General features: G+C 67.1%; 14 protein-coding genes. 3 read left to right on the top strand and 11 right to left on the bottom strand.

Features of this window, described 5'->3' with window-relative positions:
• Positions 1 to 12 precede the first annotated feature (12 nt).
• The 3 genes from ybgF to tolB are packed head-to-tail and all read right to left on the bottom strand — an operon-like array spanning position 13 to position 2,718.
• Complete coding sequence (gene ybgF / locus AC3A84_RS05305) at positions 13 to 798, bottom strand: tol-pal system protein YbgF (protein WP_487968602.1); 786 nt, start codon at positions 796 to 798, stop codon at positions 13 to 15.
• Positions 798 to 1,340 carry a peptidoglycan-associated lipoprotein Pal gene (gene pal, locus AC3A84_RS05300; RefSeq protein ID WP_487968601.1) on the bottom strand — a complete coding sequence of 181 codons (543 nt, stop codon included), beginning with the start codon at positions 1,338 to 1,340 and terminating at the stop codon, positions 798 to 800. The genes ybgF and pal overlap by 1 nt, the downstream gene beginning before the upstream one ends.
• Positions 1,341 to 1,386: 46 nt before the next feature.
• Entirely contained in the window at positions 1,387 to 2,718 is a 1,332-nt protein-coding gene (gene tolB / locus AC3A84_RS05295; RefSeq protein ID WP_487968600.1) for a Tol-Pal system beta propeller repeat protein TolB, read from the bottom strand.
• A gap of 114 nt (positions 2,719 to 2,832) precedes the next feature.
• Here tolB and msbA point away from each other — a divergent pair, with 114 nt between their 5' ends.
• Complete coding sequence (msbA, locus tag AC3A84_RS05290; protein ID WP_487968599.1) at positions 2,833 to 4,620, top strand: lipid A export permease/ATP-binding protein MsbA; 1,788 nt, start codon at positions 2,833 to 2,835, stop codon at positions 4,618 to 4,620.
• A gap of 74 nt (positions 4,621 to 4,694) precedes the next feature.
• On the opposite strand, the gene AC3A84_RS05285 is transcribed toward msbA, so the two are convergent.
• The 6 genes from AC3A84_RS05285 to mltG form a co-directional block, all read right to left on the bottom strand.
• Complete coding sequence (locus tag AC3A84_RS05285) at positions 4,695 to 5,375, bottom strand: ankyrin repeat domain-containing protein (protein WP_487968598.1); 681 nt, start codon at positions 5,373 to 5,375, stop codon at positions 4,695 to 4,697.
• Positions 5,372 to 6,181 (bottom strand): TatD family hydrolase, encoded by an 810-nt coding sequence (locus tag AC3A84_RS05280; RefSeq protein ID WP_487968597.1) that lies wholly within the window; start codon positions 6,179 to 6,181, stop codon positions 5,372 to 5,374. The genes AC3A84_RS05285 and AC3A84_RS05280 overlap by 4 nt, the downstream gene beginning before the upstream one ends.
• A gap of 186 nt (positions 6,182 to 6,367) precedes the next feature.
• The gene (locus tag AC3A84_RS05275) at positions 6,368 to 6,727 is read right to left on the bottom strand and encodes a PilZ domain-containing protein (protein WP_487968596.1); all 360 of its coding nucleotides are present in this window, start codon (positions 6,725 to 6,727) and stop codon (positions 6,368 to 6,370) included.
• Positions 6,728 to 6,788: 61 nt separating this feature from the next.
• Positions 6,789 to 7,796, bottom strand: a complete 1,008-nt coding sequence (locus AC3A84_RS05270; RefSeq protein WP_487968595.1) for a DNA polymerase III subunit delta' — start codon at positions 7,794 to 7,796, stop codon at positions 6,789 to 6,791.
• Positions 7,793 to 8,515 (bottom strand): dTMP kinase, encoded by a 723-nt coding sequence (tmk, locus tag AC3A84_RS05265; protein WP_487968594.1) that lies wholly within the window; start codon positions 8,513 to 8,515, stop codon positions 7,793 to 7,795. The genes AC3A84_RS05270 and tmk overlap by 4 nt, the downstream gene beginning before the upstream one ends.
• An 8-nt stretch (positions 8,516 to 8,523) precedes the next feature.
• Positions 8,524 to 9,555 carry an endolytic transglycosylase MltG gene (mltG, locus tag AC3A84_RS05260; protein ID WP_487968626.1) on the bottom strand — a complete coding sequence of 344 codons (1,032 nt, stop codon included), beginning with the start codon at positions 9,553 to 9,555 and terminating at the stop codon, positions 8,524 to 8,526.
• A 29-nt stretch (positions 9,556 to 9,584) separates the two neighbouring features.
• Between mltG and ygfZ the strand changes: the two genes are divergently transcribed.
• Positions 9,585 to 10,547: a CAF17-like 4Fe-4S cluster assembly/insertion protein YgfZ gene (ygfZ, locus tag AC3A84_RS05255; protein WP_487968593.1), complete on the top strand. Its 963-nt coding sequence runs from the start codon at positions 9,585 to 9,587 to the stop codon at positions 10,545 to 10,547.
• A gap of 143 nt (positions 10,548 to 10,690) precedes the next feature.
• On the opposite strand, the gene AC3A84_RS05250 is transcribed toward ygfZ, so the two are convergent.
• Positions 10,691 to 11,566: a YbgC/FadM family acyl-CoA thioesterase gene (locus tag AC3A84_RS05250; RefSeq protein ID WP_487968625.1), complete on the bottom strand. Its 876-nt coding sequence runs from the start codon at positions 11,564 to 11,566 to the stop codon at positions 10,691 to 10,693.
• 71 nt (positions 11,567 to 11,637) lie between these two features.
• Entirely contained in the window at positions 11,638 to 12,633 is a 996-nt protein-coding gene (locus AC3A84_RS05245) for an alpha/beta hydrolase (RefSeq protein ID WP_487968592.1), read from the bottom strand.
• Between the two features lie 304 nt (positions 12,634 to 12,937).
• Here AC3A84_RS05245 and AC3A84_RS05240 point away from each other — a divergent pair, with 304 nt between their 5' ends.
• Positions 12,938 to 15,457 carry a polysaccharide biosynthesis/export family protein gene (locus AC3A84_RS05240; RefSeq protein ID WP_487968591.1) on the top strand — a complete coding sequence of 840 codons (2,520 nt, stop codon included), beginning with the start codon at positions 12,938 to 12,940 and terminating at the stop codon, positions 15,455 to 15,457.
• Positions 15,458 to 15,493: the final 36 nt, after the last annotated feature.

Here is a 15,493-nt window from a genome sequence, read left to right as displayed (position 1 = left end):
GACTTTCCTCGATCACTTCAACCGAGCGAGGCGTTCCTTGGCAGCCGTGGCCGCCTCGGACTGGGGATACACCCGGATCAGGTCTTCCAGCGTCTTGCGTGCCGCACGCGTGTCTTTCAGCTCAACCTGGCAGTTGGCAATGGAAAGAGCCGCCTCGGGTGCGCGGGCGTGGTCGGGCGCAGCGGCCAGCAAGCCCTTGAAGTTGTCGATGGCGCCCTTGTAGTCGCGCGTGGCATACAGTGCGTTGCCCAGCCAGAAGCGCGCTGAAGGCGCGTAGCCGCTCGACGGGTACTGCCGCAAAAAGCTGCTGAAAAGCGGTGCCGCATCGGCGAACTTGCCAGAGCGGAAGATCGCCAGAGCCGCTTCAAAGTCGCGCTTTTCCGCAGGGTCCGCCTGGAACTCACGGCCATCCACGTTGACCTTGGCGGGCTCGAACTGCCGCAGCCGCTCGTCCACGCCCTGGGCCATTTCCTTCTGGCGACGCTGCATATCGGCCGCGTCGCGCGTCAGCTGTTCGCTCTGGCCGCGCAGCGAAGCCTGGTCGGAGCGCAGCGTCTCGATCTGCGTCTGCAGATCGAGGAGGCTGCGGCGCATCTGCGCTGCGTCATCCGCCGAGCGCGCAGCACTTTGCTGCAGGCTGTCAACACGCTGGCGCAGTTCGAGGATGGCGCGACGAGCCTCGTCGTCCTCGAACAGCGCAGCATGCCCTGCCGGCGCCGCAGCGCCCAGCACGGCAGCCACCAGCGCAGCAGCCGCGAAAGGTGCACGCCTGACGCGATGTTGTGCTGCTGCGGCCATTAGCGGTACGACAGCTCAGCGCGGCGGTTTTGCGCGTACACGTCTTCGGTGTTGCCTTGAGCGGCAGGCTTTTCCTTGCCGAAGCTCACAGCTTCCATCTGGCTGTCAGGCACACCCAGCAGCGCCAGCGCGCGGCGCACGGCCTCGGCACGCTTCTGACCCAGGGCCAAGTTGTATTCACGGCCGCCGCGCTCGTCGGTATGGCCTTCGATCATGACCTTGCGGGTGGGCGCAGCCTTCAGGAACTTGGCATGCGCCTCCAGCACGGACTGGAATTCGTTCTTGATGACGTAGCTGTCGTAGTCGAAATAAATGATGCGGGCCACGCCCACGGGACCTGCGGCATCGCGGGCGGAGGCATCCAGGTTCACCGGAGCCACACCGCTCTGGCCTGCGCCGCCGGCGTTCGCGCCGCCGTTAGTGGACGTCGCGCCGCGGTTTTCCACCGGAGCGTCTTCCAGCTTGACGCCGGAACTGCATCCGGCCATCAGGGCCGTGATGGCGAGGGCGAGGGATACGCGCTTGAGCTTGGCATTCATCATTCAATTTCTCCTGTCAGACTGATCTTCGATAAAGGTAAAGGGTGAATCACTGCTTCTGGAACGGGCCCCAGTCGGGCTCGCGAATGTCGCCACTCTTGCCTGCCAGGCGGGCCTTGATGCGGCCGTCCAGAGTGGTGGTCATGAGCGCCTCGCGGCCTTGCTGCTGGGTCGCGTAGACGATGAGCTTGCTGTTGGGGGCGAAGCTCGGACTCTCGTCAGCAGAGGTGTCGGTGATGGCATTCACGGTGCCCGCTTTCAGGTCCATGACATGCAGTTTGAACGCCCCGCCGACCCGAGAGATATAGGCCAACCACTGGCCATCCGCGCTGACGGACGGAGAAATGTTGTAGGAACCAGAGAAGGTCACGCGTTCGGCGTTGCCACCGCTGGAGGCGACGCGGTAGATCTGCGGCGAGCCGCCGCGGTCGCTCACGAAATAGATGCTGCGTCCGTCGCTGGAGAACACCGGTTCAGTGTCGATGCCGCTGCTTTGCATCAGGCGCCGGGGTTCGCCGCCGTTGGCGTCGATCAGGTAGAGCTGCGAGCCGCCGTCACGGCTCAGCGTAACGGCCAGCGAGCGGCCGTCCGGCGCCCAGGCCGGAGCACTGTTGGAGCCGCGGAAATTGGCGATCAGGCGGCGGCGGCCAGTGGCCACGTCGTGCACATAAACGACGGGCTTGCGCGATTCGAAAGACACATAGGCCAGCTGGCCGCCGGTGGGCGACCAGGCCGGCGAGATGATGGGCTCGGGACTGGAGAGCGCCGACTGCGCGTTCTCGCCATCGGCGTCGGCCACCCAGAGGCTGTAGCGTCCGCCCGCCTTGGTGACATAGGCAATGCGGGTGGAGAACACTCCACGTTCGCCGGTCAGCTTTTCGTAGACGAAGTCCGCGATGCGGTGGGCTGCCAGGCGCAGATCGCCCTCGGTGATGACGAAGCTCTGGCCGCCCAGATCCTGGCCCTTCACCACGTCCCACAGCCGGAAGCGTACGTCGTAGCGGCCATCGGGCTGGCGAGTGACGCTGCCAGACACAAGGGAGTCCGCCTTCTTCTGGCGCCATTGGGCCAGGTCAGGACGGGAGGATTCGTCGAGCGAAGCGTCCGAAGCATCGACGCCCACGAACTGGCCGCTGCGCTCGAGGTCGGCCTGCACGATGGCAGAAATCTTCTGCGGAGACTGCGCTTCGCCCCGAAAAGGCGCAATGGCGATGGGCAGCTGGGTCAGCCCCACGCCCTTGATCTCGACACGGAACTGCGCCAGGGCCGGAACGGCGGGAAGCGCCGAGGAAGCTGCGAGAGCGGCGACCATATGGCGGCGGGAGAGTCGCGGCGCGGCCGCAAGGGGAGCGAGAAGATGAGGAGTTCGGTCAGTAGTCATTGGTCCAACGATCGGGTAACCGTGAGTGCTGGCAACGGAGCCGTGCATGTTACACATCACCTAACGATGCCTGTGACAATCTGTGCAAAGCCAAAACGTAGAATCCGATCCCTCATGCAAGTTCCGAATCATAGCGCCACGCAGGTGCCGCCAGTGGGGGAAACCAGGACCCCCACCCTCCTCGCCCGCATCAAGCGCCTGTATCCGTACTTCGGGTATCAGCATGCGCTGTGGGCCATCGCCATTGCCGCGACCCTCATGGGCGCGATCACCGAGCCGCTCATCCCCGCCCTGCTCAAGCCCCTGCTGGACCAGGGCTTTACAGAGGGCACGCTCAAGCTCTGGATGGTGCCGCTGGCCATCATGGGCGTCTTCCTCATGCGCGGCATCGCGCAGTTCTGCGCGCAGTACGCGCTGGCGCGCATCGCCAACGAAGGCATGCTGAAACTGCGCACCGCTCTGTTCGATCGCCTGCTGGCGGCCGACATGGGTCTTTTCAGCCGGCAGTCGGCCAGCGCGCTCTCGAACACCGTGGTCTATGAGGTGCAGACCGGCTTTCAGTCGCTGGTGCAGGCGCTGATCGGCGTATCGCGCGACGGTTTCACACTGGTGGCGCTGCTGGGCTACCTGATCTACCTGAATTGGCAGCTGACGCTGATCGTGACCGTGCTGGTGCCCGGAGTGGCATGGATCATGAAGAGCCTGTCGCGGCGCATCTACAGCCTCACCAAGAGCAGCCAGCAAGCCACCGATGACCTGGCCTACGTGGTGGAGGAAAACGTGCTGGCCCACCGCATGGTGCGCCTGCACGGCGCCCAGCCCGGCCAGGCCAGGCGCTTCGACCACCTGAGCCAGAGCCTGCGCCGCCTGGCCATCAAGTCCACCATTGCCTCGGCCGCGATGACGCCGCTGACCCAGTTGCTGGCCGCCGCGGCGCTTTCGACCGTGATCTGCATCGCGCTCTGGCAGAGCCAGGCCGCCGGCACGCGCGGCATCACCGTGGGCGGCTTCGCCTCGTTCATCGCCGCCATGCTGATGCTGATCGCCCCGATGCGCCGCATGGCGGACGTGGCCAACCCCATCACCCGCGGGGTGGCAGCGCTGGAACGCGGCCTGGCCCTGCTGGAAAGCTCGCCAGCCGAGCAAGGCGGCGAACACCGCGCGCAGCGCGCGAGCGGCGCCATCGCGCTGCGTGACGTGGGCGTGTCGTTCGGCGCCGAGCATGCACCGGCGCTGGACCAGGTCAACCTGGAAATCCGCCCCGGCGAGGTGGTGGCGCTGGTCGGCCCTTCGGGTGCGGGCAAGACCACGCTGGTGAATCTGCTGCCGCGCTTTCTGGCGCCGACCTCAGGCGAGGTGCTGCTGGACGGCCTGCCGGTGCAGCAGTGGGACCTGGCCGCGCTGCGCAGCCAGTTCGCCATGGTCAGCCAGGACGTGGTGATGTTCAACGACACGGTGGCCGCCAATGTGGCGCTGGGCGCCGCCATCGACGAAGCCCGTGTGCAGGCCTGCCTGGATGCCGCCAACCTGGCCGGCCACGTGGCGGCGATGCCGCAAGGCATGCACACGCTGGTCGGGCACAACGCCACGCAGCTGTCAGGTGGTCAGCGCCAGCGGCTGGCGATTGCCCGGGCGCTCTACAAGGATGCGCCCATCCTCATCCTGGACGAAGCCACCTCCGCGCTGGACACCGAATCGGAAAGGCTGGTGCAGGATGCCCTGCAGCGCTTGATGCGTGGCCGGACCACGCTGGTCATCGCCCACCGCCTGTCGACCATCGAGCACGCTGACCGCGTGGTGGTGATGGAACGCGGCCGTATCGCGGAACAGGGCTCGCACGCCGAACTCATCGCCCGCGGCGGCCTCTACGCCCGGCTACAGGCTCGCAGCGGCCTGCACTGAAACCAGGGTCCACGCGGGGGGCGACGGTGAAAGGCCCCGCACGCCCCCCCTTCAGCCAGGCTCCCAGCAGGCCATCACCACTTGCCCTGGCTGGGCTGCGGCTGGCGCTTGCGCGCGGCTGCGTTGACCAGATCCGCCATGTCGTTACGGTCTGCGCCCTTGGCGAAATCGTAGGCCGTCATGCCCAGCTGGTTCTTGATGGTCGGGTCGGCCCCCTGCTCCAGCAACAGGCGCGCCACGTCACCGGCACCATACCGCACCGCCATCATCAGCGGCGTGGTGCCGTTGGGCGAACCCGCGTCGATGTAGGCATGGTTTTCAAGCAGCAGCGCCGTCATGGGCGCGGCGTCCGGCGTCGTACAGGAAGCCGCGTAGTGCAGTGGCGCCCAGCCGGTCTTGTTGACGTCAGCGTCCTTGGCGATCAGGGCGCGCGCGGCTGGCAGGTTGCCCTTGATGGCGGCCATCATCAGCGGGCTTTCGTCCTGAGCGTTGCGCGCCTCCACGTTGATGGTCGGCGCTTTCATCAAGGCATCGAAGGCTTTCATGGAGCCTTCGCGCAGCGCCAGCGTCAGGCCCACCTGCCCTTTCGCATCGCGGGTGTTGGGATCGAATCCGCGCTTGACCAGCGACGTGATGGCATCGCCGTTGTCGCGGATGATCGCGGTGAAGAACTCGTCGTGGGCTCCCGCGTGGGCGCAGCCCCCCATCGCCAGCATGGCCACCCAGGCCATGCAATGCCGCCGCTGGATCGTCATGGCGTCACTCCTTTGAAAAACAGGTTGTCGAAATTGCGGCTGGTGGCTTCCGCCACATCCTCCACCGGCACGCCCCGGACCGCAGCGATCTGCTGGGCAACGAAGGGAACGTAGGCGGGCGTGTTGGTCTTGCCCCGGTAAGGCACCGGCGCGAGATAAGGGCTGTCGGTCTCGATCAGCATGCGGTCCATGGGCACGAAGGCCGCCACGTCGCGCAGGTGCTGGGCGTTCTTGAAGGTGACGATGCCGGAAAACGAGATGTAGTAGCCCAGGTCCAGCGCGGCCCGGGCGACCTCGGCGGTCTCGGTGAAGCAGTGGAACACGCCGCCGGCCCGGTTGCCCGGGCCGTCCTCGCCCTCTTCCCGCAGGATGGCCAGGGTGTCGTCCGAGGCGTTGCGGGTGTGGATGACCAGCGGCTTGCGCGTGGCGCGCGCGGCGCGGATGTGGGTGCGGAAGCGCTCGCGCTGCCATTCCAGGTCGGCCACGGTGCGCCCGCCCTTGCGGTCGTCCATGCCGTAGTAGTCCAGCCCGGTTTCGCCGATGGCCACCACGCGCGGCAGGGCGGCGCCGTCCAGCAGGTCCTGCACGGACGGCTCGGTCACGCCCTCGTTGTCGGGGTGCACGCCGACCGTGGCCCAGAAATTGTCATGCGCCGTGGCCAGCGCGTGCACGCTGGAGAACTCTTCCATGGTGGTGCAGATGCAGAGCGCACGATCGACACGCGCCTCGGCCATGGCCTGGCGGATCTGCGGCAGCTGCGCCTGCAGCTCGGGAAAGTTGAGATGGCAATGGGAGTCAGTGAACATGCGGGCAGTGCAGTGATTGGAGAAATGGAGGCGCGCCGTGTCAGAAGGTTCAGCGCCGGGCCCGAAAAAAGGCGGAGACCCGTGTGGGACCGCCGCCGATGCCACCCATGCCGCAAAAGCAAATGCCGACCGTGGATCACGATCGGCATGGCATTGTGAGCAGTAACGGCGCCGCGCCCTGTCGGATCAGATCGTCTGCGTGGGCCGGTCGGCCCCCAGGCTGGAGCCCAGGATGGCTTCGATCTTGGCCTTGAGCTGCAGGGATTTCTCGTCCTTGGGGAACTGGATGCCCACGCCCTGGATGCGGTTGCCTGCGGCCCGCGCGGGCGTGACCCAGGCCACGCGGCCGGCCACCGGGTAGCGCTGCGTGTCTTCGGGCAGGGTCAGCAGCACATAGACATCGTCGCCCAGGCGGTAGTCGCGCGGCGTGGGCACGAAGATGCCGCCTTCGGCGAAGAACGGAATGTAGGCTGCGTACAGGGCCGCCTTTTCCTTGATGGCCAGCTGCATGACGCTGGGGCGCGGCGTGGAGGAAGGGCTGCTCATGGAAGAAAGGGGTGGCGGGCGGTGCGAAAGGCGGTGGGCACGGCAGCGGGGCTGCGGCCGGTCAATAACGCGAGTGTAGGGTGTTTCGCGCCTGCGCCGCGAGCGCTTCCAGCATCAGGCCGGCGTTGAAGGGGTGGTCGGCCGTGCGCGACTCCTTGGCCAGCGCCCGGCCCCAGCGGGTGAGTGGCCCCACACCCGGGGGCGTGGGCAGGTCGGCGGCCTCGAAGTAGCGCGGGGCGGCGCCCACGCGCTGGGCCAGCAGGTCGTGGCAGAGCTTCTGCAGCGCGTCCACGGCCTCTGCGGGCGACCAGTCGGCGAGAGCCGTGGCATCGCCGCGCGCCATGGCACGCGGCAGGCGTGACCAGGACTCGGGGCCGCGGCCGGCCTGCGCCAGAGCGAGCGCATCGGCAGGCCGCCCGCCCGCGGCGCGCAGGAAGGCCTTGGCGGCATCGGCCGCTACGCCCTGCGCGGCCAGCCACGGCAGCATCTCGGCCTCGTGTGGCCAGACCATGGTGTGACCCAGGCAGCGGCTACGGATGGTGGGCAGCAGCTGGTGCGCGGCCTCGGTGGCGAGCACGAAGCGCACGTCGCCGGGCGGCTCCTCCAGCGTCTTGAGCAGCGCATTGGCGGTGACGTGGTTCATCTGCTCGGCCGGATAGACCAGCACCGCCTTGCCGCGCCCGCGCGCCGAGGTGCGCTGCGCGAACTCCACTGCATCGCGCATCGCGTCCACGCGGATCTCGCGGCTGGGCTTGCGCTTCTTGTCGTCGATCTCGGCCTGGGCCTTTTCGGGCAGCGGCCAGCCCAGCTCGACCATCTGCGTTTCGGGCATGAGCACGCACAGGTCGGCATGCGCGCGCACGTCGATGGCATGGCAGCTGGTGCAGTGGCCGCAGGCGCCTTCTGGCGTGGGCGCATCGCAGAGCCAGGCACGCACCAGCTCCATCGCCAGCGTGTACTGGCCCAGGCCGGAAGGCCCCTGCAGCAGCCAGGCATGGCCGCGCTGGGCCAGCAGCGCCTGCCGCTGCCGGTCGAGCCAGGGGGCGATGGGCGTGGCGGCTTCGGTCATGCCGCGGCCCGTGTCAGATAGCCGCGCGCGACCAGGGCCTGTTCGAGCTGTGCCCAGACGGCCGCACGCTCCTGGCGGGCATCGAGCCGCACGAAGCGCCCCGGCGCACTGGCGGCGCGGGCGGCGTAGCCGTCGGCCACGCGGGCGAAGAAGGCCTCGGGCTGCGATTCGAAGCGGTCGGGCGCGCGCGCGCCGGCCAGCCGGACGGCGGCCTCGGCGGGCGGCAGGTCGAACCACAGCGTGAGGTCGGGGTTTCGGATGGAATCGCCCTCCAGCCCAGGTGTGGCCTGCACCATGCGCTCCAATATCGATAGCACCTGGGTGTCGAAGCCGCGCCCCGCGCCCTGGTAGGCGAAGGTGGCATCGGTGAAACGGTCGCACAGCACCACGTCGCCTCGGGCCAGGGCCGGTTCGATCACGCAGCGCAGGTGGTCGCGGCGGCCGGCGAAGGCCAGCAGCGCCTCGGTCAGCGGGTCCATGGCGTCGCCCAGCAGCAGCGTGCGCAGCTTTTCGGCCAGCGGCGTGCCGCCGGGCTCGCGGGTGACGACCACATTGCGGCCCTGGGCGCGCAGCGCGGCGGCGAGCGACTCGATGTGCGAGGACTTGCCGGCGCCGTCGATCCCCTCGAAGGTGATGAAGACGCCCTGCGGCCCTGCCCCGCCGGCAGCGGGCGCAGCGGCGGTGGAAGATGCGGAGGAGGAATGCGGAGATAGGCCCATGGCTGGATTCATTGCTGCGTCTGGCCGCGCTGGTAGCGGTTCACGGCGCGGTTGTGTTCGTCCAGGGTGGGGCTGAACTGGCTGCTGCCATCGCCCCGGGAGACGAAGTACAGCGCATTGGTGCGCTCCGGCTGCACGGCGGCCAGCAGCGAGGCCTTGCCCGGCATGGAAATGGGCGTGGGCGGAAGGCCGGGGCGGGTGTAGGTGTTCCAGGGCGTGTCGGTGAGCAGATCGCGCCGGCGCAGGTTGCCGTCGAACTTCTCGCCCATGCCGTAGATGACGGTGGGGTCGGTCTGCAGCAGCATGCCGGCGCGCAGGCGGTTGACGAACACGCCGGCGATCTGGGCCCGGTCGGAGGCGCGGCCGGTTTCCTTCTCGACGATGCTCGCGAGGATCAGCGCCTGGTCGGCCGACTTGAGCGGCGTATCGGGCGCGCGCTGCGCCCAGGCGGCTTCCAGCCGGTGATCCATGGCGTGCAGGGCGCGGCGCAGCAGGGCCAGATCGCTCGTGCCCTTGGAATAGTTGTAGGTATCGGGGAAGAAGCGCCCTTCGGGCGGCACGCCCGGGCGGCCCAGGCGCTGCATGATCTCGGCATCGGTCAGCCCGGCCGTGTCGTGCTTGAGCTGGTCTTCACGGCCCAGCGCCTGGCGCACCTGGCGGAAGTTCCAGCCTTCCACCAGCGTCACGGCGCGCAGGGCCTCTTCGCCGCGCACCAGCTTCTGCAGCAGGCCGTAGGGCGTGGTGCCCACGGGGATTTCATAGTTGCCGGCCTTGATGAGCCGGTCTTTGCCCGACACGCGGAACCAGGCGTAGAGCACGCGCGGGTCGATGGCCACGCCCGCCGCTGCCACGGCCTGGGCCACGCCGCGCGGCGTGGTGCCGGGGTCGATGGCCAATTCCAGCGGCTGGTCGGCCGCCACGCCTGCGCGTGGGCGCATGAGCATGGGCGCCTGCAGCCACCACGCGGCCACGGCGCCCACCGCCAGAACCAATACCAATATCCACGCGATGAAACGACGCACGACGACCCTGCACTCCATAGAAAAGTAGCCGGGCATCATAATTCAGCATGACCTTTTCCCTGCCCGCGCCGCTGGAAGGCGCCACTCCCCTCTCCCACCTGGGCGTGATCCGCGTCGAAGGCGAGGACGCCGCCCATTTCCTGCATGGTCAGCTGACCCAGGACTTCGCCCTGCTGGGCCTGCAGCACGCCCGGCTGGCCGGGTTCCTTTCGGCCAAGGGGCGCATGCAGGCGAGCTTCATCGGCTTCAAGCGTGCCGGCGCCTCGGGCGGTACCGAGGTGCTGCTGATCTGCTCGCGCGACCTGCTGCCCGCCACGCTCAAGCGCCTGTCCATGTTCGTGCTGCGGGCCAAAGCCCGGCTGACCGACGCCACGGCCGACTTCGCGCTCTACGGCCTGGCCGGCAGCGCCGCCGAGGCCGTGCTGGCCGATGCCGCCGAGCCCTGGGCCAAGCGCGATCTGGAAGGCGGTGCCGCCGTGGTGCGCCTCTACCCCGCTGCCGGCCAGGCCCGCGCGCTCTGGGTGGCGCCCGCCGGCACGCCCGCCCCGGCCGGCGCGGCGCTGGAGCCCACGCTCTGGCTCTGGAGCGAGGTGCAGAGCGGCGTCGCGACGCTCACCACGCCGGTGGTGGACGCCTTCGTGCCGCAGATGCTCAATTACGAATCGGTGGGCGGCGTGAACTTCAAGAAGGGCTGCTACCCGGGCCAGGAGGTGGTGGCACGCAGCCAGTTCCGCGGCACGCTCAAGCGCCGTACCTATGTGGCCCATCTGCCAGGTGCCACGGCCGACGCCGCCGCAGCCGGCACCGAAGTCTTCGCCCAGGCCGACGCCGAGCAGCCTGTGGGCACCGTGGTGCAGTCCGCCGCGGCGCCGAATGGCGGCGTGGATGCGCTGTTGTCGCTGCAGATCGCCTCGGCCACGCCAGACGCCGGCCTGCGGGTGGGCAACGCGGCAGAGGGCCCTGCCGTCACGCTGCTGCCGCTGCCTTACGCGCTGCTGGAAGACCTCTGAGCCGCAGCGGGTTGGCCGACCCGTGGGCCGGCCCGAGGGGCTGAGCCTACCCGGCCTTTATCGGCGGGAGCCCTCGGAAATAAAGCGCCATGAGCTATTGAAAACATAGCAAGGCAACGGCTTGACAGCAGCGCCGGCAACCCCTATTCGCCCTCGGCAGCCAGCCACCGCTCCATGGTGACGTGGAGCAAGCCGGCTTCTTCGAAAGGCGCACCGACCGGCGAGAACCCTGCCCGCCGGTAGAAGGCCTCGGCACTGCATTGCGCATGCAACTCGACCAGTTGGTCGCCACGCGCACGCGCCGCCTCGACCAGCCCATCCAGCACCGCAGCGCCCCAGCCCTGGCCGCGCAGAGCCCGGTCCACCGCCATGCGCCCGATGCGGCCGAGGCCAGTCGCAGGCTGCAGCAGCCTCCCCGTGGCCACGACGGCGCCCAGCCGGTTGCGCAGCACGGCGTGAAGGGCCGTGGCGTCCAGCGCGTCGGCCTCCAGCGCTGCGGGCACGCCCTGCTCCTGCACGAACACCGCCTGCCTCAGCGGCCCGGCGGCCTCGCCCAGCGTGGACCAGGGGCCCAGTTCCACATCGACGACCAGATCGCCGGCCTCGAAGGCGCTGAACAGATCCCGCAGCACCGTGGGCACCGGCGCAGGCCGCTGCGTGGCCGGATCGGCGAAGACGTAGATCATTTCGCCATCGACCAGCAACTGCCCCGAACTGGAAAAGATGCCTGCCTCGAACCGCACCGACGACCGGCCCACGCTTGCGCAGCGCAGGCCGATGTCCAGCACGTCGTCCAGCCGGGCCGATGCGTGGTATTGCAGCGTGGCCTTCTTCACATAGAGCTCGCCGCCCAGAGTGGGCATGGCCGTTTCATAGGGCAATGCCAGGGCACGCCAGTAATCCGACATGGCCGTGTCGATATACATCAGATAGTGGGCATTGAAGACGATCTTCTGCATGTCCACCTCGGCCCAGCGCACCCGCAGGCGGTGGAGGCAGCGGAAGCCGGCCTTCTGCAGCGGTTGCGGCCGCGCGGCATTGGCCGGAGCTTCGATGCCGGCGGCAGACGCGGCGGAGTCAATGGGTGCGCTCATGCGGCCCCCTGCCCTGCCAGCTCGGACATACCGAAAGCCTCGCGCAATGCACGGGCGGCATCGGCATGCGCGCGACGTGCCTCCGGAATGGCGCGGCCCATCTTGATGAACTCATGCGTCACCCCACGGTAGATCTCCAGATCCACCGGCACGCCGGCCGCCCGTAGCTTGTCGGCGTACTGCACGCCCTCATCCACCAGCGGATCGCATTCGGCCAGGCCCACCCACGCCGGAGCCACGCCATCCACATCAGGCGCCAGCAGCGGGGCGAAGCGCCAGTCCTCGCGTTCGGCGGGGCTGGACACGTAGTTGCCGAAGAACCAGTCGATGGCCTCACTCTCCAGCACCAGCCCATGGCTGAAGCGGCGATGCGAATCGGTGTCCTGGTGCGCCGTGCAGCCGGGATAGATCAGCAGCTGCAGCGCCAGCGGCAGGCCCGCATCGCGCGCAAGGATGGCATTCACGGCCGCCAAGGTGCCGCCAGCACTGTCGCCCCCGACCGCCAGACGAGCGGCGTCCGCTCCCAGTTCGCCCGCGTGCTGCGAGAGCCAGACCAGGGCATCCCAGGCATCGTTGGACGCGGTGGGAAAGCGGTGCTCGGGCGCCAGCCGGTAGTCGAGCGACACGACCATGCAGCCCGAGAGCCGGGCCAGCTCGCGGCACAGCACGTCGTGCGTCTGCACGCTGCCGACGGTGAAACCGCCGCCATGCAGATACAGCAGCAGCGGCAAGCCGGGATCAGCAGCGGCATCCCTCGGGCGGCCGGCATAGAGCCGGGCCGACAGCAATGCGCCGTCGCGGGCGGGGATGCACAGCTCTTCCACTCGTGCCAGCTCAGCTTTGGGCACCTCCAGCACCCCGGCGCCCACCTCGTAAGCGGCCCGCGCCCGCGCAGGCCCCAGGGTATGCAACGGCGGGCGACCCGCACGAACCATGCGGCGAAGAACATCGCACATCGAAGAAGTGAGCAAGACGTGTGGTTCCAATGTCATGTATTTGTCGCAATTAAGTATCTTCTTGAAACAGAATTAGGTGTATCAATAGTGCAATCACACTCAGGAAGCTGTTAGGCGCTCGCATATGATCCCCCATCCGGAGAAGCGCCCGCTTCGCTTCTCCCCTAGAAAACGATGGGCCGGGCTTAGCGGAGACCGCGCTCAGGACTGCAGATAGCACCTTTCTGAATCCCATGGGTTTGCGCACTCCTTGCTCGTTTCTTCTCCATGACGCATGGGCAGGCATCTTCAGCCTGCTCCTAGCGTCACGCCTTTGATTTCTCTCTGCTTTCGTATCTCCATGAACATTTTTTCTGTGCGCCCGAAAGCGCTCCACATCCATCTTGCAGCAGCTGCGCTACTTTTGAGCTCGGTGCAGCTCGGCGCCGAGGCCCAGGGCCTGGGCTCCACGGGCCCCGGTGCCCTCGCAACCCCGGGCGGCAGCAGTTCCAGCATGGGTGGACTCGGCTACGGCACCACTTCGGGCGGAGCAGCCGGCGGCACTGGAATGGGCTCTGGCACCGGTCAAGGGACGAGCAACGGCGGCCAGGGCATGGGCACGGGCGGCAACGGCTCGGCCATGCAGATGCCCAACGGCATGCCTGCGGGCCCCTTGAATCTGAACAACGACGCCCCGGGCACTTCACGACTAGGCACCGCAGGCGATGAAGGACGCAGCAACGGCCCGCAATCCGACCCTGGCAGCGCGTCACGCAATCGCCCGTCTGCGCGCTCAGCCGAAGCGCCTTTGCAGTTCCAGACCTTCGTGCAGCAGGCGACCGGCCTGATGCTGCCCATCTATGGGCAAGACCTGTTTTCCCAGCCCGACGCCTACCGTGCGGACGCGACCTCTCCCGCACCCGTGGACCACCTGATCGGTCCCGGCGACGAGCTCGCCGTGCAAGTCTGGGGCAGCGTCAACTACCAAGGCAACCTGCGCGTGGACCGCAACGGCCAGATCAGCATCCCGCGCATTGGCCCGGTCAACGTGGCCGGCGTGCGCGTGTCCGAGATCGGCAACACGCTGCGCAACAGCATCGGGCGGACCTTCCGCGACTTCGAAGTGAGCGCCACGGTGGGCCAGCTCCGCAGCATCCAGGTCTATGTGGTGGGCCAGGCGCGCCAACCCGGCACCTACACACTCTCCAGCCTGGACACCCTGGTCAACGCCCTCTTCGCAAGCGGCGGCCCCAGCAGCCAGGGCAGCATGCGCAATATCCAGTTGAAGCGCAACGGCAAGCTCGTCACCACGCTGGACCTGTACGACTTCATCGGCCGGGGTGACAAGAGCAACGATGTGGCCCTGCAGCCCGGCGACGTCATTGTCATCCCCCCCGCCGGCCCGCGCGTGGCCTTCAGCGGCGCGCTCGATACGCCGGCCATTTATGAGTTGAAACCCCAGGCCGACGGCAGCCCCAGCACCGTAGGGGACATCCTCTCGCTCAAGGGCGGCGTTCCCGTCCTGGCCACCTCGCGCAAGGCCCTGATCGAGCGCGTCATTCCGACGATGTCTCCGCCCCGCCAGGTTCAGGATCTGACCTTGGATGCCCAAGGCCTGAAGCAGCCGCTGCGCGACGGCGACATCGTGACCCTGCTGAGCATCAGCCCCGCCTTCGCCAACGCCGTCACGCTGCAAGGCAATGTGGCGGCTCCGCTGCGCTACCGCTGGTTCGACGGCATGCGCATCCGCGATCTGATCCCTGAGCAGGACGCGTTGATTACGTCCGACTATTACTTGCGCAAGAACCTGCTGGTGCAGAACATCGCCGCGGATTCGCCGGCGTCAAAGAAGGACTCTGCAGGCAAAAATCTTGATAATCGATTCAAGAACATGGTCGACCAGATCAACTGGGATTACGCAGTTATCGAGCGACTAGACAAAGCGCAACTGCGGCCAACTCTGATCCCGTTCAACCTGGGGCGCGCAGTGATTCAGAAGGACGAATCTCAAAACTTGTTACTGCAACCCGGTGACGTAGTCTCCATCCTCAGCCAGAAAGACTTGAAACTGCCTGTGGAGCGACAGACCCGCCTAGTGCGCATTGAAGGCGAGGTAGCAGCCCCCGGCCTGTATGAAGCCCAGCCCGGTGAGACCCTGAGCGATCTGCTGCGCCGCGTAGGTGGCCTGACGCCCCAAGCCTATATCTACGGCCTGTCCATTGACCGCGACTCCGTCCGCAAAAAACAGCAAGAAAACCTGGACATGCTGATCCGCCGACTGGAAAGCCAGCAACAGAGTCAGATTCTCTTTCTGCTGGCCAACCGCAACTCCGGTGATACCGCATCGCAAGCGGCGCTGATGCAGCAGCAGCAGCAGCTCGCCCGGAATCAGCTAGACGCACTGCGCAAACTGCAAAGCAATGGCCGTATTTCCCTTGAACTGAATCCGGAAAACGCCACACTCACCAGCTTACCCGAACTCCCACTCGAAGACGGTGACCACATTGTCGTGCCGGCCACCCCAGGCTTTGTAACTGCTACTGGAGCAGTTAACAACGAAAACGTATTCATCTACCGCCCAGGCCGTACGGTCGGTGACATCGTAAAGGTCGCAGGCTTGCGTGAAGAGGCCGACCCGGACCAAATGTTCGTGCTTCGTGCGGACGGCAGCATCGTAAGCCGCAATAACGTAGGCAGCCTGTTCGGTTGGGGTGGCTTCGACAACCTAAAGCTGATGCCGGGTGACGCCCTCGTAGTACCTGAAAAACTGGATCGCGAAACCACCCGGAATTTCGTGGCTCGGCAATTGAAGGACTGGACTCAAATTCTTTCGCAATTCGGCCTGGGGGTTGCAGCAATCAAGGTTATTAAAACACTTTAAATGCAACCATTAAAAGCTCACAAACCGCAACGAAAA

It is taken from the genome of Paracidovorax sp. (assembly GCF_057642795.1).
This window is presented reverse-complemented; position numbering and strand designations above follow the sequence as displayed.